General features: G+C 60.8%; 18 protein-coding genes. 13 read left to right on the top strand and 5 right to left on the bottom strand.

Features of this window, described 5'->3' with window-relative positions:
• The 6 genes from ACIOVB_RS19000 to ACIOVB_RS19025 all read left to right on the top strand — a co-directional run.
• Nucleotides 1-1,036, top strand: a 1,036-nt coding sequence (locus ACIOVB_RS19000; protein WP_401270296.1) for a M16 family metallopeptidase, incomplete at its 5' end; no start/stop codon positions are given.
• Nucleotides 1,029-2,516 (top strand): M16 family metallopeptidase, encoded by a 1,488-nt coding sequence (locus ACIOVB_RS19005; protein ID WP_401270299.1) that lies wholly within the window; start codon nt 1,029-1,031, stop codon nt 2,514-2,516. The genes ACIOVB_RS19000 and ACIOVB_RS19005, both read left to right, overlap by 8 nt.
• Nucleotides 2,516-3,118, top strand: a complete 603-nt coding sequence (gene rsmD, locus ACIOVB_RS19010) for a 16S rRNA (guanine(966)-N(2))-methyltransferase RsmD (protein ID WP_401270302.1) — start codon at nt 2,516-2,518, stop codon at nt 3,116-3,118. The genes ACIOVB_RS19005 and rsmD overlap by 1 nt, the downstream gene beginning before the upstream one ends.
• Before the next feature lie 116 nt (nt 3,119-3,234).
• Nucleotides 3,235-4,578 (top strand): M16 family metallopeptidase, encoded by a 1,344-nt coding sequence (locus tag ACIOVB_RS19015; protein WP_401270305.1) that lies wholly within the window; start codon nt 3,235-3,237, stop codon nt 4,576-4,578.
• Nucleotides 4,571-6,076 (top strand): M16 family metallopeptidase, encoded by a 1,506-nt coding sequence (locus tag ACIOVB_RS19020; RefSeq protein ID WP_401270307.1) that lies wholly within the window; start codon nt 4,571-4,573, stop codon nt 6,074-6,076. The genes ACIOVB_RS19015 and ACIOVB_RS19020 overlap by 8 nt, the downstream gene beginning before the upstream one ends.
• 79 nt (nt 6,077-6,155) lie before the next feature.
• Nucleotides 6,156-7,154: a hydrolase gene (locus tag ACIOVB_RS19025; RefSeq protein WP_401270361.1), complete on the top strand. Its 999-nt coding sequence runs from the start codon at nt 6,156-6,158 to the stop codon at nt 7,152-7,154.
• A 33-nt stretch (nt 7,155-7,187) separates the two neighbouring features.
• Here the strand turns inward: ACIOVB_RS19025 and ACIOVB_RS19030 are convergent, their stop codons facing one another.
• Together ACIOVB_RS19030 and ACIOVB_RS19035 are read right to left on the bottom strand one after the other, a co-directional pair.
• Nucleotides 7,188-8,042 (bottom strand): sulfurtransferase, encoded by an 855-nt coding sequence (locus ACIOVB_RS19030; protein WP_187679052.1) that lies wholly within the window; start codon nt 8,040-8,042, stop codon nt 7,188-7,190.
• A 32-nt stretch (nt 8,043-8,074) separates the two neighbouring features.
• Complete coding sequence (locus ACIOVB_RS19035) at nt 8,075-8,746, bottom strand: TetR/AcrR family transcriptional regulator (protein WP_187679053.1); 672 nt, start codon at nt 8,744-8,746, stop codon at nt 8,075-8,077.
• Nucleotides 8,747-8,892: 146 nt separating this feature from the next.
• Here ACIOVB_RS19035 and ACIOVB_RS19040 point away from each other — a divergent pair, with 146 nt between their 5' ends.
• The 5 genes from ACIOVB_RS19040 (at nt 8,893) to ACIOVB_RS19060 (ending at nt 13,563) form a co-directional block, all read left to right on the top strand.
• Nucleotides 8,893-10,323 (top strand): coniferyl aldehyde dehydrogenase, encoded by a 1,431-nt coding sequence (locus tag ACIOVB_RS19040; RefSeq protein WP_401270309.1) that lies wholly within the window; start codon nt 8,893-8,895, stop codon nt 10,321-10,323.
• A 32-nt stretch (nt 10,324-10,355) separates the two neighbouring features.
• A complete protein-coding gene (locus ACIOVB_RS19045; RefSeq protein ID WP_401270311.1) occupies nt 10,356-10,901 on the top strand; it encodes a twin-arginine translocation pathway signal protein in 546 nt (181 codons plus the stop codon).
• Between the two features lie 117 nt (nt 10,902-11,018).
• Nucleotides 11,019-12,614 (top strand): GMC family oxidoreductase N-terminal domain-containing protein, encoded by a 1,596-nt coding sequence (locus ACIOVB_RS19050; protein WP_401270314.1) that lies wholly within the window; start codon nt 11,019-11,021, stop codon nt 12,612-12,614.
• Between the two features lie 115 nt (nt 12,615-12,729).
• Entirely contained in the window at nt 12,730-13,209 is a 480-nt protein-coding gene (gene coaD / locus ACIOVB_RS19055) for a pantetheine-phosphate adenylyltransferase (protein WP_003229157.1), read from the top strand.
• Nucleotides 13,210-13,311: 102 nt separating this feature from the next.
• Entirely contained in the window at nt 13,312-13,563 is a 252-nt protein-coding gene (locus ACIOVB_RS19060) for a YfhL family 4Fe-4S dicluster ferredoxin (RefSeq protein WP_003195146.1), read from the top strand.
• Nucleotides 13,564-13,698: 135 nt separating this feature from the next.
• Here ACIOVB_RS19060 and ACIOVB_RS19065 read toward each other — a convergent pair whose 3' ends face one another.
• The 3 genes from ACIOVB_RS19065 to ACIOVB_RS19075 all read right to left on the bottom strand — a co-directional run bounded on the left by ACIOVB_RS19065 (nt 13,699) and on the right by ACIOVB_RS19075 (nt 15,729).
• Nucleotides 13,699-14,022 carry a multidrug transporter gene (locus ACIOVB_RS19065; protein ID WP_187679057.1) on the bottom strand — a complete coding sequence of 108 codons (324 nt, stop codon included), beginning with the start codon at nt 14,020-14,022 and terminating at the stop codon, nt 13,699-13,701.
• Nucleotides 14,023-14,091: 69 nt separating this feature from the next.
• Nucleotides 14,092-14,904, bottom strand: a complete 813-nt coding sequence (gene mutM, locus ACIOVB_RS19070) for a bifunctional DNA-formamidopyrimidine glycosylase/DNA-(apurinic or apyrimidinic site) lyase (protein WP_250605794.1) — start codon at nt 14,902-14,904, stop codon at nt 14,092-14,094.
• Nucleotides 14,905-14,916: 12 nt separating this feature from the next.
• A complete protein-coding gene (locus ACIOVB_RS19075; RefSeq protein ID WP_187679091.1) occupies nt 14,917-15,729 on the bottom strand; it encodes an HDOD domain-containing protein in 813 nt (270 codons plus the stop codon).
• A gap of 228 nt (nt 15,730-15,957) precedes the next feature.
• On the opposite strand from ACIOVB_RS19075, the gene ACIOVB_RS19080 reads away from it, so the two are divergent.
• A complete protein-coding gene (locus ACIOVB_RS19080) occupies nt 15,958-16,497 on the top strand; it encodes a type 1 glutamine amidotransferase domain-containing protein (RefSeq protein ID WP_401270317.1) in 540 nt (179 codons plus the stop codon).
• A gap of 242 nt (nt 16,498-16,739) precedes the next feature.
• Entirely contained in the window at nt 16,740-17,936 is a 1,197-nt protein-coding gene (locus ACIOVB_RS19085; RefSeq protein WP_007913577.1) for a class I SAM-dependent rRNA methyltransferase, read from the top strand.
• Nucleotides 17,937-18,078: the final 142 nt, after the last annotated feature.

Consider the following 18,078-nt stretch of genomic DNA (forward strand, 5'->3'; position numbering starts at 1 on the left):
CAGCCACGACTTCACCGCTTATTACCAGGTACTGGCCCGCGACCGTCTGGGTGTGGCCTTCGAACTGGAAGCCGACCGCATGGCCAATCTGCGCCTGCCGGCCGACGAGTTCGCCAAGGAAATCGAAGTCATCAAGGAGGAGCGCCGCCTGCGCACCGATGACAAACCGATGTCCAAGGCCTACGAGCGCTACAAGGCAATGGCCTACCCGGCCAGCGGCTACCACACGCCGACCATCGGCTGGATGGCTGACCTGGACCGGATGAAGGTCGAAGAGCTACGCCACTGGTATCAATCCTGGTATGTGCCGAACAACGCCACGCTGGTGGTGGTTGGCGACGTCACGCCGGATGAAGTTAAAACCCTTGCCCAGCGTTACTTCGGACCGATCGCCAAACGCGACGTGCCACCGGCAAAACAACCGCTGGAACTGGCCGAACCCGGCGAACGGCAGATCACCCTGCATGTGCAGACGCAACTGCCTAGCCTGATGCTCGGCTTCAACGTGCCAAGCATCGCCACTGCTGAAGATAAACGTTCGGTCAACGCCCTGCGCCTGATTTCGGCGCTGCTCGACGGCGGTTACAGCGGTCGCATCCCGACCCAACTGGAGCGCGGCGAAGAGCTGGTGTCCGGCGGTTCGTCGAGCTACGACGCCTACACCCGTGGCGACAGTCTGTTTACCCTGTCGGCGACGCCGAACACCCAGAAGAAAAAGACCATGGCGCAAGCCGAGGCCGGTCTCTGGAAGCTGCTGGAACAACTGAAAACCACCGCACCGTCCGCCGAAGAGCTGGAACGCGTGCGGGCTCAAGTGATTGCCGGCCTGGTCTACGAGCGTGACTCGATCACCAGCCAGGCCACTGCCATCGGCCAATTGGAGACGGTCGGTCTGTCATGGAAACTGATGGACACCGAGCTCGCCGATCTGGAAAGCGTAACCCCGCAAGACATCCAGAACGCCGCCAAGCTGTATTTCACCCGCGAACGTCTCAGCGTCGCCCACGTCCTGCCACTGGAGACGACTCATGAGTAAGCGCAAGACCCCACGCCTGTTGCTCGGCCTGATCGCCGTAGCGGTCATCGGTTCCGCCGCATTTTATCTGGCTCCCGGCGCGAAAACCGACGCCAGCGAAGCGCTGGACAGCGCCAAGTCCAGCCAGAAACTGCAATCGCTGGCCGAACTCGACGGCAAGGCTCCGGCCAGCCGCAAGCTTGACGTGCAGACCTGGAACACCGCCGAAGGCGCCAAGGTGCTGTTCGTCGAGGCCCACGAGTTGCCAATGTTCGACATGCGCCTGATTTTCGCTGCCGGCAGCAGTCAGGACGGCAATGCGCCGGGTCTGGCAGTACTGACCAACGCGATGCTCAACGAAGGCGTTGCGGGCAAGGACGTCGGCGCCATCGCGCAGGGTTTCGAAGGTCTTGGTGCAGATTTCGGCAACGGTGCCTTCAAGGACATGGCGCTGGCTTCGCTGCGCAGCCTGAGTGCCACCGAACAACGTGAACCCGCGCTGAAACTGTTCTCGGAAGTGATCGGCAAACCGACCTTCCCGACCGACTCATTCGCACGCATCAAGAATCAGATGCTCGCCGGTTTCGAATACCAGAAACAGAACCCCGGCAAACTCGCCAGTCTGGAACTGATGAAGCGCTTGTACGGCGATCACCCCTACGCGCACTCGAGTGATGGCAGTGCGCAAAGTGTGCCGAAAATCACCGTGGCACAGCTGCGCGAGTTCCACGCCAAGGCCTACGCGGCGGGCAATGTAGTGATCGCGCTGGTGGGTGACTTGTCCCGCGCCGATGCCGAGTCGATTGCCAATCAGGTGTCCGCCGCCCTGCCGAAGGGTCCGGCGCTGGCGAAGATCGCTCAGCCGCAAGAGCCGAAAGCCAGCGTTGGCCACATCGAGTTTCCGTCCAAGCAAACCAACCTGATGCTCGCGCAACTGGGCATCGATCGCGACGACCCGGATTACGCTGCACTGTCGATGGGCAACCAGATCCTCGGCGGCGGCGGTTTCGGTACGCGCCTGATGAGCGAAGTGCGCGAGAAGCGTGGCCTGGCCTACGGCGTGTACTCCGGCTTCAGCCCGATGCAGGCCCGTGGCCCGTTCATGATCAACCTGCAAACCCGCGCGGAAATGAGCGAGGGCACCCTGAAACTGGTGCAGGACGTTCTCGCCGATTACCTGAAAACCGGCCCGACCCAGAAAGAACTCGACGACGCCAAACGCGAACTGGCCGGCAGCTTCCCGCTGTCCACCGCGAGCAACGCCGACATCGTCGGCCAACTCGGCGCCATGGGCTTCTACAATCTGCCGCTGAGTTATCTGGATGACTTCATGCGTGAGTCCCAGAGCCTGACCGTGGAACAAGTCCGCGACGCGCTGAACAAACACTTGAGCACGGACAAAATGGTCATCGTCACCGCTGGCCCGACCGTGCCGCAAAAGCCGTTACCGGCCCCATCTGATAAACCTGCCGAGCAACCGCTCGGGGTTCCGGAGCATTAATGGCTACTCGAGCACCGAAAAAACCTGCGCAAAACGTGCATAACGGCGTGAATCAGTTACGCATCATTGGTGGCGAATGGCGCAGCCGCAAGCTGAGCTTCCCCGACGCCCCGGGCCTGCGCCCGACGCCGGATCGCGTGCGTGAAACCCTGTTCAACTGGCTCGCACCCTACGTGGCCGGCGCCAAGGTCCTTGACCCGTTCGCCGGCAGCGGCGCGCTGTTTCTCGAGGCTTTGTCCCGTGGCGCGGCCATGGGGCAGGCGCTGGACGCCAGCAATATCGCGGTTTCCAGCCTTAAAGAGCACCTCGGCACGCTGCGCTGCACCAACGGTCAGGTGCAGACTGCCGACGCCCTGCGCTACCTGGAAACCCAGACCGCTACGCCGTTCGACCTGGTATTCCTCGACCCGCCGTTCAACCAGAACCTGCTGCCAGCCGTGTGCACGTTGCTCGAAGAGCGTCAGTGGCTGGCCGACGACGCCTGGGTGTATACCGAAAGCGAAACGGCACCATCGACCCTCGGCTTCCCGGCCAACTGGCGCTTGCACCGCGAACAGAAATCCGGGCGCGTGTATTACGCGTTGTGGCAACGCAGCGCCTGATCCCGGGTTTGATGTGCGCTCAATGCATCAGCAATAAATAGATACCGCACATCGCTCCTCGCATCTCGCCAAAGTGGTTACCGCAATCTGCGTTAACCACTTCGGACGATTCATGTATGGATACGTTATGCAGCAGGATGCTGCTCATTCTTTGCCTGGCGCCACTGATGTCCCTGGCCGCCGCACCCCCACCGACTCATCAATTCACCCTGGACAATGGTCTGAACGTGCTTGTGCGCGAAGACCATCGTGCACCGCTGGTGACCTCACAACTCTGGTTCAAGGTTGGCTCTGCCGACGAGGCGCCCGGCCAGAGCGGAATCTCCCACGCACTCGAACACATGCTCTACAAAGGCAGCAGCAAAACCTGCGCCGGCGAGGCCTCGGCCATTTTGCAAACACTCGGTGCCCGGGAAAACGCCTTCACCAGCAAAGATGCCACCGCCTATTACCAAACCCTGGCACCCAGGTATCTGGGCGTGGCATTCGAGTTGATGGCCGATCTGATGTCGACCGCCCACTTGCGCACCTCGGACTTGACCCCGGAAATGGCGGTGATACGCGAAGAACGGCGCTTGCGCACCGACGATGACCCCCATGATCTGGCACTGGAGCGTCTGACCGGTGTGGCGCATTTGGCCAATAGCTATCGCACACCGATTCTTGGCTGGATGCATGACCTGCACCGTTTGAATGCCGACGATCTGCGCCACTGGTATGCGCTCCGCTACTCACCTGGCAACGCCACGCTAGTGGTTGTCGGTGATGTGACGCTCGATCAGGTCAAACGGTTGGCGCAGCGCCACTTTGGCCCCTTGCCAGCGCACCCTGCTCCTCGCCTGCTACGGCCCACTGAGCTGGCACAGGCAGGTGAGCGCAAACTGACGCTGTCTCTGGCCGTCCCGACCCCCCAACTGATCATGGCCTTTAACGTGCCGGGGCTTGCCACCGCCGAAAATCGGCGATCTGTACACGCCCTGCGCCTGATCGACGCATTACTGGGAGGGACACAAAGTGCACGCCTGAAAAAACGCCTGGAATTCACCGAACAGTTGTTCAGCGACGTCAGTACTTCTTATGACGCGCTCACACGCGGCGACAGTCTTCTATTCATGACGGCCGAACTCGCCAGCGCCCACGCTGACGATCTGGACGCGGCCGAGGCACGGGTCTGGCAACTGATTGAAGAACTGCATGCCCACCCGCCGACAGCCGAAGAATTGGAGCGCGCACGCACTCAATTGATTGCCCGACAGATCTATACACAAGACTCCATCGTCGAGCAGGCCCACGAGCTGGCCACATTGGCGAGTATCGACCTGCCCTGGCAGTTGATGGATAAGGACTCAGACGAGCTAGCACAGGTGACACCGGCTGACATCCAGCAGGCGGCGTCAACGTTTTTGACCCGCGAACGCCTGACGGTTGCGCATGTATTGGCGGAGGCGGCTCATGAATAATGGCCTTCGGAAGGCCAGGGGCGTTTTGCTCGGGCTGGGAATCGTAGCAGGCCTGACGGGCTTTCAAACGCTGGCAGATACCGTGACGGTCGCGCCGGCAAATTACCCCGCGCCACGTCTGCAATCGCTACTGGGGCCGGTTCCTGTCGCCGGCACTGCGCGAGCACTGTCGATCAAAGGCTGGAAAACCCTGACCGGCACCAAAGTGTTGTTCATCCGCACCACAGAGCTGCCGATGTTCGATCTGCATGTCAGCTTCGCCGCAGGCAGCGCGCGAGATGGCAACACGCCGGGCCTCGCCGCCGCCACGTTCAGCATGCTCAATGAAGGTATACCGGGCAAAGACCTGTCCGCCATCGTTGAAGTCTTTGACGGTCTGGGCGCGCAACTCGACATGAACATCGATCATGACCGCGCCACATTGGCTTTGCGCAGCTTGAGCGATGAACAGAAACGTGCTCCGGCGTTGCAGCTGTTTTCGCAGATTCTCGGCGCGCCGACACTGACCGACGATGCGCTGAAGAGGGTGAAAATCGAGCTGCGCGACAGCCTCACTTCCGCCGCGCAGGATGCAGGAAATTCGCCAGAGCATCTAGTCAAGACACTGCTCGCGCCGTACGGCCCCTACTCGCTGCCGTTCTATGGCACGGTTCAAGGGTTGCAGGCGCTGACCGGGACGGAGGTAAAAGATTTCCACCAGCGTTTCTACAGCGCCAGTCAGGCGCAAATCACCCTGGTCGGTGACCTGACGCTGGCGCAGGCAAAGGCGATCAGTCTGCAAATCAGCAACGCCTTACCGGTCATGCCTGCAGGCACCGCGGTCATGCCAATGCCCGGGCACAAACCCGTTGGCACCGAACGAACCCTGCACGAGGAACAGCCACTGACCCAGATCAACCTGATACTCGCCCAGCCCAGCGTGTCGCGAAGCCATGCGGACTATGCCGCGCTGTACACCGCCAACCTGATTTTTGGCGGCACGACTAACAGCCGACTGATGAGCGAACTACGGGAAAAGCGCGGGCTGGTGTACGACGTCTATTCAGAAAACGCCCCTTGGGCCACGGCGGGTTTGCTGACCATTTCCCTGCAGGTCAATCCAGCATTCAGCCAGGCTACGCTGGCGTTGACCCGGTCGCTGTTCAGTGACTACCTGCGCGACGGGCCGACACAACAGGAGCTCGATCAGGTCAAGCTTCAAGTCGCCAACAGGAGTGCACTGAACAGCTCCAGCAACAGGCAGATTCTCAAGCAACTGGTGACAATCAATCGCCATGATCTGCCACTCGACCTCGACTTCACCGTGCAACAGGTGCAACGCCTGACACTCAAACAAATCCATGAGGCGCTGAATCGGCATTTGGCCGCCGACCGCTGGCGCGTGGTGACAGTCGGGGCCACCGTCGAGCAGCAGGCGCTACCCGCCCCCGCGCCGACACCGCCCGGCACGTCATCCCAGAGCATGTGTCGCGCCGAAGCAGGCTTTGTGGCAAGTTAGGTTCTTTCACACAAAAGCGGCAGATGCCTGAAGCACCTGCCGCTTTGCGCAAGACCTGTCGAGATTTGCCGTGCAGTCACTGAACCCTGTTCCCAGCCCCCGCTTTGCACCGGCCTTCGGCCTGGGTAACCCACACCTGCAAACCTTGTGGGGGCCGCTGTGGCGCAAAACCGTTCACCTTGATCGTCAGCGCGAACGTCTGTGGCTTGATGATGGCGATTTCCTCGACCTCGACTGGCATGGCCCGCACAGCGCCGAGACTCCGCTGGTGTTGGTGCTGCATGGACTGACCGGTTCTTCTAACTCACCTTACGTTGCCGGCATCCAATCCGCGCTCGCCGCGCAAGACTGGGCCAGTGTTGCATTGAACTGGCGCGGCTGCTCGGGCGAACCGAACCTGCTGCCGCGCAGTTATCACTCCGGCGCCAGCGAAGACCTCGCCGAAGCCATCCGCCACCTGCGTGCGAAGCGTCCGTTGGCACCGCTGTATGCCGTCGGATATTCCCTTGGCGGCAATGTGTTGCTCAAGCATCTGGGCGAGACCGGGAGTGCCAGCGGCGTGCGCGGTGCGGTGGCAGTGTCGGTGCCGTTTCGCCTCGACCAGTGCGCGGATCGGATTGGTCAGGGATTTTCCAGGGTCTATCAAGCGCATTTCATGCGCGAGATGGTCGCTTACATCAAGAACAAGCAACGCCAGTTCCAGCACGACGGCCGCGATGATGGTGTAGCCGCACTGGCAGCGCTCGGCTCATTGGAGAACATGCGTACGTTCTGGGATTTCGATGGCCGGGTCACCGCGCCACTGCACGGCTTTACCGATGCCGAGGATTACTATCGTCGCGCCTCGAGCCGGTATTTTCTCGGTGAGATCCGCACGCCGACCCTGATCATTCAAGCGGCGGACGATCCTTTCGTGTTTCCGCACAGCCTGCCCCAGGCCAGCGAGCTGTCAGACCTCACCGAATTCGAACTGCAGGCTCGCGGCGGCCACGTCGGCTTCGTCGATGGCTCGTTGCGCCAGCCGGGTTATTACCTGGAACGGCGCATCCCGCAGTGGCTGGCAGGCCTGACGTCATGATTGATCAGGCTCGCTCCCACAAGGGTGTGGTGATTACTCGCCGGTAGCGACTCCGCGCGACGGCTCGTTGATCCACTCACTCCACGACCCCGCATACAGCGAACCCAACGGATACCCCGCCAGGCATAGTGCAAACAGGTTGTGGCACGCCGTCACGCCCGAGCCGCAATACGCGACCAGTTCTGACGGCGAGCGCTCGCCCAGCTTCGCGGCAAAGCGCTGTTTGAGCTGATCGGCCGGCAAGAATCGCCCGTCACTGCCAAGGTTGTCGGTAAACGCCGCACATTGCGCGCCGGGAATGTGCCCGGCAATCGGGTCGATCGGCTCCACTTCACCTTTGAATCGCGGCAAGGCCCGGGCGTCGATCAGGGTCAGTTCGGGTTGGCCGAGACGTTGCTGCAATTGTTCGGCGCTGAGCAACAGGCTCATGTCTGACTGGCCGCTGAAATGGCCACGGGTGACGGTCGGCGCATCCAGGCTCAGCGGCAGGCCAGCTGCATGCCACGCCTTGAGTCCGCCGTCGAGAATGAACACACCGTCGCGCTTGCCCAGCCACGCCAGCAGCCACCATGCTCGGGCCGCATAGGCTCCCGGGCCGTCGTCGTACAAAACCACGTCGCTGTCGGCATTGATGCCCCAGGCTTGCAGACGCTCGATCAGCTCTGCCGGCTCAGGCAACGGATGACGCCCGGTCACGCCCTTGACCACTTTGCCACTGAGGTCACGCTCAAGATCGGCAAAACTCGCCCCGGCAATGTGCCCTTCGGCATAGCTGCGCTGACCGTAGTCCGGGTCTTCGAGGGCAAAACGACAATCCAGAATCACCAGCCCGGGCTGCTCCTTGCGGGCATCCAGTGCGTTGGGGCTGATCAGTTGCGCAATCGGCATAACGGGCTCCTGTGGGATTTCAACGGAACGGTTTACTTCACATCTTCGAGGGCCTGGGCCAGTGGCACGTAGAACTCCTCGAACAGCGCATTGACCTGCTCGCGCGCCTGCTCGGTGACAAATCCGGCTTCCAGCACCAGCACCTGATACACGCCACGTTTAATGGCTTGCTCGCTGAGGTGGTTGGAGTTTTCCCGGGTGGTGCACAGAAAGCGCACCCAGGAGGTCAGGATGATCCAGGCATTGAGGGTCAGCGATTCGATCTGCACGCGATCCATGTCGAGGATCCCGGCCGCCACGAAACCTTCGTAGATCGCCGCGCCCTGGATCACACAACGCTGGGAAAAGCGCCGATAACGCGCGGCCAGTTCCGGATCGCTGTCGAGCAAGTGCTCGAGGTCGCGGTGCAGGAAGCGGTAACGCCACATCGCCGAGAGCAGTTCCTTGAGGTAGAAGCGCTTGTCTTCAACGGTCGCGGCGCGCCCCTGCGGCGGGCGCAGGAAACTGTCGACAAGGCTTTCGTACTCACTGAACAACACGGCGATGATCGCCTGCTTGTTGGGGAAGTGGTAGTACAGGTTGCCCGGAGAAATCTCCATGTGGGCAGCAATGTGATTGGTGCTGATGCTGCGCTCGCCCTGCTGATTGAACAGCTCGAGGCTGTTCAGCACGATACGCTCGCTGGTTTTTATTCGTGGGGCCATGGCTTGGGCTTTAATTCAGAGTGCGTTGACGGGCATCTTACGACCTAACCGGAAATGGATAAAACACTGCTGTGCATGGATGTTGATTGACTTTCTAGAGCATAGACTCTAAAAAGTTCCTCACTACAATAAATACGGAGCCGACCATGACTGCCGACATTGCCTACCTGCAGACGCTGCAATTGCCCCTGGAAGCGCTTGATCGGCAGTTCGCGGCGCAACGGGCTGCGTATGCCGCCAACCCGATGCCACCCGCCGCCCAGCGCCAGCAATGGCTCAAGGCACTGCGCGACTTGCTGAGCAACGAGCGTCAGGCTTTGATCGAGGCGATCAGCGCCGACTTCAGCCATCGCAGCGCCGACGAAACCCTGCTCGCCGAACTGATGCCAAGCCTGCACGGCATTCACTACGCCAGCCGTCATCTCAAGGGCTGGATGAAAGCTTCGCGGCGCAAGGTCGGCATGGCATTCCAGCCGGCTTCAGCGAAAGTGGTTTATCAGCCATTGGGTGTGGTCGGCGTCATCGTGCCGTGGAATTACCCGCTTTATCTGGCCATCGGCCCGCTGGTCGGCGCCTTGGCGGCGGGCAATCGGGTGATGCTCAAACTCAGCGAATCGACCCCGGCCACCGGCCTGTTGCTCAAGGAGTTGCTGGCGCGAATCTTCCCCGAAGATCTGGTTTGCGTGGTGCTCGGCGAAGCCGATATCGGAGTCGCGTTTTCCCGTTTGCGCTTCGATCATCTGTTGTTCACCGGCGCCACCAGCATCGGCAAACACGTAATGCGCGCAGCGGCGGAGAACCTGACCCCGGTCACTCTTGAGCTGGGCGGCAAGTCCCCGGCCATCGTCTCCCGCGACGTGCCATTGAAGGATGCCGCCGAACGCATCGCCTTCGGCAAAACCCTCAATGCCGGGCAGACCTGCGTCGCCCCCGATTACGTGTTGGTCCCGGAAGACCGCATCGGTGGCTTCGTCGAAGCCTATCGCCAGGCCGTGCAGGGCTTCTATCCGACCCTCACCGACAACCCCGACTACACCGCAATCATCAACGAACGCCAGTTGGCGCGGCTCAACGGCTACGTCAGCGATGCCACCAGCAAAGGCGCGCTGCTGATTCCGCTGTTCGATCAGGGTCAGGGCCGACGCATGCCGCACAGCGTGCTGCTGAATGTCAGCGACGACATGACCGTCATGCAGGACGAAATCTTCGGCCCGCTGCTGCCGATCGTGCCGTATCGGGATCTGGAGCAAGCATTTGCTTACATCAATCAGCGGCCACGTCCTCTGGCTCTTTACTACTTTGGCTACGACAAACGCGAACAGAACCGCGTGCTGCACGAAACCCATTCCGGCGGCGTGTGCCTGAACGACACGCTGCTGCATGTGGCGCAAGACGACATGCCCTTCGGCGGCATCGGCGCTTCGGGCATGGGTCATTACCACGGTCACGAAGGCTTTCTGACGTTCAGCAAAGCCAAAGGCGTGCTGGTTAAACAGCGCTTCAACGCGGCCAGATTGATTTACCCGCCGTACGGAAAATCGATTCAGAAACTGATCCAGAAGCTGTTCATCCGCTAAATATTCGTCATCGCCGCCGGGTAATAAAAACAATGCACCCAAGCCTGACCGATACACCTGCACTGTCACGTCGTGGCCTGCTGAAATTCAGCCTCGGCGCCACGGCTTTCCTCGCCACCGCCGGTCTCGGCGCCAGCCTCAGCGGCTGTTCGTCGAGCGTCGCGGCCAATGGTTTCGTGACTTTGCGCGACGGCGATTTGCTGTTTCTGCGCGCGCTGATTCCGGTGATGCTTGATGGCGCCGTGGTCGCCGAGAAGATGCCGGACGCGGTGGGTGGCACCCTCAAGTCGCTGGACTACAGCCTCGATCACCTGTCGCCGGAAATGCTCAAACTCACCCGACAACTGTTCGACGTGCTGGGCATGGCCGTGACCCGTGGCCCGCTCACCGGGATCTGGGGCAGTTGGGAAAACGCCAGTCCCGAAGCGATGCGTCACTTCCTAGACCGTTGGCAAAACAGTTCGTTGAACCTGCTGCGCATGGGCCATAGCTCCTTGCAGCAAATGGTGATGATGGCCTGGTACACCCGCGCCGAGTCCTGGGCGCACTGCGGCTATCCCGGCCCGCCTGCGGTCTGAGACCGAGTCGCGCCTATCGCGAGCAGGCTCACTCCTACAGGGATTGCATTTCAAATGTGGGAGCGAGCCTGCTCGCGAAGAGGCCCGCAAGAACAACAAAAACAAGAGAGCCTGAACATGCCCGTACCCGACCCGTTCCGCGAAGGCCTCGCCCGAGGCTGGAAAACCTACAACGGCGCCCAGCTGACCGACGACCTGACCCTCGAAGCCGACGTCGCCATCATCGGCAGCGGCGCCGGCGGCGGCACTACGGCAGAAATCCTCAGCGCCGCCGGCTATAAAGTGCTGCTGGTCGAAGAAGGCCCGCTGAAAACCAGCTCCGACTTCAAAATGCTCGAAGACCAGGCCTACAGCAGCCTCTATCAGGAAGGCATCGGCCGCATGAGCAAGGATGGCGCGATCACCATCCTGCAGGGCCGCGCCGTCGGCGGCACGACGCTGATCAACTGGACCTCGAGCTTCCGCACGCCGCAACCGACCCTGGAACATTGGGCCAAAGAGCACAACGTGAAAGGCCACAGCGCCGAAGATATGGCCCCGTGGTTCGAAAAGATGGAGCAGAGCCTCGGCGTCGCGCCGTGGATGGTTCCGCCCAACGCCAACAACGACGTGATCCGCAAAGGCTGCGAGCAACTCGGTTATAGCTGGCACGTGATCCCCCGCAACGTGCGCGGTTGCTGGAACCTCGGCTACTGCGGCATGGGCTGCCCGACCAACGCCAAGCAATCGATGCTGGTCACGACCATTCCGGCGACGCTGGAAAAGGGTGGCGAGTTGCTCTATCTGGCCCGAGCGGAAAAGCTGCTGATCAGCGGCGATAGAATCACCGGCCTGCAATGCGTGGCCATGGACGAGCGCTGCGTCGAACCGACCGGCCGCAAAATCACCGTCAAGGCGCGGCATTACGTGCTGGCCGGCGGCGGCATCAACAGCCCGGCATTATTGCTGCGTTCGGATGCGCCGGATCCGCATAAAACCCTCGGCAAACGCACGTTTCTGCATCTGGTGAACATGTCCGCCGGACGCTTCGACGAGGTGATCAACCCGTTCTACGGCGCGCCACAGTCGATCTACTCGGACTATTTCCAGTGGAAAGACGGGGCGACCGGGCCGATGGGCTACAAGCTCGAAGTGCCACCGCTGCACCCGGCGCTGGCGGCGACTTTACTCGGTGGTTTTGGCCAGCAGAACGCCGAGCACATGGCCGATCTGCCGCACACCCACGCGATGCTGGCGTTGTTGCGCGACGGCTTTCACCCCGACAGCCAGGGCGGCAGCGTCGAATTGCGCGGCGACGGCTCGCCGGTGCTCGATTACCAGGTTTCGCCTTACGCTTGGGAAGGCCTGCGCCGCGCCTTCCACAGCATGGCCGAGATCCAGTTCGCCGGCGGCGCCAAAGCGGTGATGCCAATGCATGCCGACGCCCGCTACGTGAAAACCCTGGCCGAGGCGCGCACGCTGATCGATGGCTTGAGCCTGGAGCTGTATCGCACACGGCTGGGCAGCGCCCACGTCATGGGCGGCTGTGCGATGGGTGAAGAACCGAAAACCGCCGTCACCGACAGCCTCGGCCGCCATCATCAACTGAGCAATCTGTCGATTCACGATGGCTCGCTGTTCCCCACCAGCATCGGCGCCAACCCGCAGTTGTCGGTGTATGGTCTCACCGCACAATTGGCGACGTCCCTCGCCGATCGGCTGAAAAACCCATGAAAAAGCGGATTATTCCTATCGTCTATAGTGCTTTCTTACCCAAAAGGCGACTTGGCCGACCGGGACGGCTGCGATACCATCCGACTCCCCAACGGACTCCCGCCAGGACGACGCGATGAACCGAGTGTTGTACCCAGGTACCTTCGACCCTATTACCAAGGGCCATGGCGATCTGGTCGAACGCGCCTCGCGCCTGTTCGATCACGTGATCATTGCGGTCGCCGCCAGCCCGAAGAAAAATCCGCTGTTCCCGCTGGAACAACGGGTTGAACTGGCTCGCGAGGTCACCAAACACCTGCCGAACGTGGAAGTGGTCGGCTTCTCGACGCTGCTGGCGCATTTCGCCAAAGAGCAGAACGCCAATGTGTTCCTGCGTGGTTTGCGTGCGGTGTCGGACTTCGAATACGAATTCCAGTTGGCCAACATGAACCGCCAGTTGGCCCCGGATGTGGAGAGTCTGTTTCTCACCCCTTCGGAGCGTTATTCGTTCATTTCGTCGACGTTGGTCCGCGAAATCGCCGCACTGGGCGGCGATATCAGCAAGTTCGTCCACCCGGCCGTGGCCGATGCGTTGACCTTGCGCTTCAAGAAGTAACGACCGTTCAAACGGCGCCCGCGTGCACTGCGGGCGCCAATGCGGCACAATTGCGCGCATTGATTTATAGCGCCCGGGCCTGCCGCCCCGGCTGGAGTTAGCATGTCCCTGATCATCACCGACGATTGCATCAACTGCGACGTCTGCGAACCCGAGTGCCCGAACGCCGCCATCTCCCAGGGCGAAGAGATCTATGTGATCGACCCGAACCTGTGCACCCAATGCGTTGGCCACTACGACGAACCGCAGTGCCAGCAGGTTTGCCCGGTGGATTGCATCCCGCTGGACGAAGCCCATCCGGAAACTGAAGAACAGTTGATGGAGAAGTACCGCAAGATCACCGGCAAGGCCTGAGTCCTTCAGCGCCTGTTCGGGCCCTATCGCCAGCAGGCTGGCTCCTGCATTGGATCTGTGCCAATCACAAATCCCCTGTGGGAGCCAGCCTGCTGGCGATAAGGCCATCAGCAATACTGCAATATCCGGATCAGCTCACTCCCGCTGCTCAAACCCTTCCCCGATACATCCCAGACACCGCACAAACGCCGCTTTCGCCGGATCGACCACCAACGCCTGCCCCGCATCACCAATCCCGCCACCTAGCGCGGTAAACGGCAGCGACACCACAAACGCCCCTGCACCGATCACTGTCGCCACAACCAGCAAAGGTCGGGCAATCAGCAAGTCGCCTATCATCGCGTAGGCCGGTGGGTTCTGGATGGTGTAGCGCGGATCACCGCTGCCGCTTTCCGTGGCTTGAACAGCCAGGCTGGAACACAGCAGCAGGGTGAAGAAGAGGATTTGCAAGGATTTCATGGCACGATCCTTCGGGCTGAACAGTGAGACAACTCACTATAGACCGTAGGACTTTTTCGGCGCTTTGCCTCAGGTCTGACAGCGCGGGCAGAACACACTCGCACGCTGGCCGAGCTTCACTTCGCGCAGACCGGTGCCGCAGACCTTGCAGTGTTCACCGCCTCGGCCATAAACAAACAGTTCCTGCTGGAAATACCCCGGCTGCCCGTCGCCGCCAATGAAATCACGCAACGTAGTGCCGCCACGCTCGATGGCAGCGGCGAGGATGCGTTTGATCTCGATCGCCAGTTTCAGATAACGCCCACGGGAAATGCCCCCGGCCTCACGACGCGGATCGATGCCGGCAGCGAACAGCGCCTCGGTCGCATAGATATTGCCGACCCCGACCACCACCGCGTTGTCCATGATGAACGGCTTGACCGCCATCGAACGCCCGCGCGACAGCTGAAACAAGCGCTCGCCGTCGAACAGATCGGTCAACGGTTCCGGCCCGAGACGAATCAGCAATTCGTGATTGAGCGGATCGGTGCTCCACAACATCGCGCCGAACCGCCGTGGATCGGTGTAACGCAGGGCCAGGCCCGATTCCAGTTCGATATCGACATGCTCATGCTTGAGCGCCGGCAGACCGGCCTCAACCAGACGCAGATTGCCCGACATACCCAAATGGCTGATCAACGTACCGACCTCGGCGTTGATCAACAGGTATTTGGCCCGTCGCTCGACCAACACGATGCGCTGCCCGGACAGGCGCACATCAAGGTCTTCGGGGATCGGCCAGCGCAAACGGCGGTCACGCACGATCACCCGGCTGACACGCTGGCCTTCCAGGTGCGGGGCGATGCCCCGGCGAGTGGTTTCGACTTCCGGCAGTTCAGGCATGGCGTCCTCGAATCAATGCGCGCCGAGGTCGCGGATCGTTTGTTTGAGGGTTTCGAAGTCGTAGTCCGACAACCCCACGTAATCGAGAATCAACGGGCCGATGCTGCTCCATTCGTAGTCTTCGGTCTGATTGCCCAGCACGCGATACGAGGCGCAAATGTGCTCGGCCATCTTGAGGATCGCCAACAGGTTTTTCATTTGACTGTTGCGCGACGACTCGTCGCTGAAAATCGCCAGGGCATTGTGGTGATTGGCAATGGCCGTGCTGACATGCTCCGGCAGACGCCAGGACTTGGCGGTGTAATAACCGACCACCGCGTGGTTGGTGTTGAACTCGGCGTTTTCGGTGTCGACCACTCGACATTCAGCGCTGGCATTGGCGTAGGCCGTTTCCAGCACCGACATGTAATTGGGGAAACGCTGCAACATCAACGGCACGCCGCAATCGTGAAACAGCCCCAACGCATAGGCTTCATCGCCTGCCTGAGTGCCGATGCGTTTGGCCAGGGTCAGGCAAGTCATCGCCACGTCCTGGGCGGTGTCCCAGAAACGATTGAGGGTGACGATGGTGTCGTCGTTCATCTCACCCTTGATCGACTGCGCGTTGATCAGGTTGATGATCGAACGGCTGCCCAGCAGATTCACCGCACGCTGGATCGAAGTGATCTTGTTGCTCAAGCCGTAATACGGCGAGTTGACGATTTTCAGCAGCGCGCCGGAAAGGCCGGGATCCTGAGCGATCAGCTTGGCGATCACCTCCAGGTCCGGGTCGGGCATGTACTGCTCCATTTGCAGATCCACCATGATCTGCGGCTGCGCGGGCACGCTGATGCCTTGCAGGGATTGTTGAATCTGTTCGGTGGTCAGCTCTTGGGACATAAGTACACACTCTGGGACAGGCGGCGATTCTAACCCCTAAAAACCGCAGGACGACACACCAGTGGGCAATTGTCAGGAACTTTCATTCAAGCCAAGGCTTCGGACTCTGTAATACCCGACGGATGATTTCGGTCCCACGGGGCAGCAAATTCCCACAGACTCAGGAGCTTATTGATGGCCACTTCCCTCAACGGCAAGCGCGTCGCTTTTTTGGTAACCGATGGTTTCGAACAGGTTGAATTGACCGGCCCCAAACAGGCCCTGGAAGAGGCCGGTGCCCAGGTCGATATCCTTTCGGCGGAGGCAGGCAAGGTCAAAGGCTGGAACCACGACAAACCGGCGGACGACTTCACGGTCGACCAGACTTTCCAGGCTGCCAGCAGCGAGCAATACGACGCGATCGTCCTGCCCGGCGGCGTGCAGAATTCCGACACCATCCGCATCGATCAGGACGCCCAGCACCTGGTCAAGACCGGCACCTCCGCCGGCAAGCCGATTGCGGTGATCTGCCATGGCAGTTGGCTGCTGATTTCGGCGGGGCTGGTCAATGGCAAGACCATGACCAGTTACAAGACGCTTAAGGATGATCTGGTCAATGCCGGTGCCAACTGGGTCGATCAGGAAGTGGTCAAGGACGGTCACTTGATCAGTAGCCGTCAGCCGGATGATATTCCGGCGTTCAGTCGTGAATTGATCGACGCCTTGTCGGCCTGATCCAAATCCACCATGAACCATTGTGGCGAGGGGATTCATCCCCGTTCGGCTGCGCAGCAGTCGCAAACCAGACAGCACGGTCTCCCTGAACACCCCTGCTGACTGATTTGGGACGGCTACGCCGTCCAACGGGGATAAATCCCCTCGCCACAGGACTTCTCTCCTTCAGCCATATGTCCATTCGCGGGCCAATCACCGGGCCCAACACGCTATACTCCCGCTCTTTTTCCCGGAGCGACGTCATGTCCCTGCCTAGCTTGCGCCTCAAAGCCAACGCCGACCGTCGCCTGCGCGCCGGTCACCTGTGGGTCTACAGCAACGAAATCGACGTGGCCGCCACGCCACTGCACGGCTTTAATGCTGGCGATCAGGCGATCCTCGAAGCTGCCGGCGGCAAACCGCTGGGCATCGTGGCCATGAGCCCGAACAATCTGATCTGCGCCCGCCTGCTGTCGCGCGACACTAAAGTTGCGCTGGACAAATCGCTGCTGGTGCATCGCCTGAACGTCGCCCTGTCGCTGCGCGAGCGTCTGTTCGACAAGCCTTTCTATCGCCTGGTCTACGGCGATTCCGATCTGCTGCCAGGTCTGGTGGTCGACCGTTTCGGCGACATCCTCGTGGTGCAGATTGCCTCGGCAACCATGGAAGCGCACAAAGACGACGTGATCGCCGCGCTGACCCAAGTGCTCAAGCCAAGCGGCATTCTGTTCAAGAACGACTCCGCTGCGCGTGACGCCGAAGGCCTCAACCGCTACGTCGAAACCGTGTTCGGTCTGGTGCCGGAGTGGGTCGCACTGGAAGAGAACGGCGTGAAATTCGAAGCCCCGGTCATTCAGGGTCAGAAAACCGGCTGGTTCTACGATCACCGCATGAACCGCGCGCGCCTGGCCCCTTACGCCAAGGGCAAACGCGTACTCGACCTCTATAGCTACATCGGTGGTTGGGGCGTACAGGCGGCCGCGTTCGGCGCCAGCGAAGTGTTCTGCGTCGATGCCTCGGCCTTCGCCCTTGACGGTGTCGAGCGCAACGCCGCGCTGAACGGTTTTGCCGACAAGATGACCTGCATCGAAGGCGACGTCTTTGAAGCCTTGAAAGAGCTGAAAGCCAGCGAAGAGCGCTTCGACGTGATCGTGGCCGACCCGCCAGCGTTCATCAAACGCAAGAAAGACATGAAAAACGGTGAAGGCGCCTACCGTCGTCTGAACGAGCAAGCCATGCGCCTGCTCAACAAGGACGGCATCCTGGTCAGCGCTTCGTGCTCGATGCACCTGCCGGAAGACGATCTGCAGAACATCCTGCTGACCAGTGCCCGTCACCTGGATCGCAACATCCAGTTGCTGGAGCGCGGCGGTCAGGGCCCGGATCACCCTGTCCACCCGGCCATTGCCGAAACTCGCTACATCAAGAGCATCACCTGCCGCCTGCTGCCTAACAGCTGATCAATGCGGATAACGGGGAGCCTGCAGGCTCCCCGTTTGCGCCTGGCCCTGGCATTCATTCGGCGCCTTTTACTCCTTCCGACGCTTACGACTTCCTACACTTGCCTTCCTATGGGCGTGCAGGATATTTCCTTACGTCTTT

Origin of the sequence: Pseudomonas sp. NPDC087639, assembly GCF_044743385.1 — a bacterium.
Taxonomy (GTDB): domain Bacteria; phylum Pseudomonadota; class Gammaproteobacteria; order Pseudomonadales; family Pseudomonadaceae; genus Aquipseudomonas.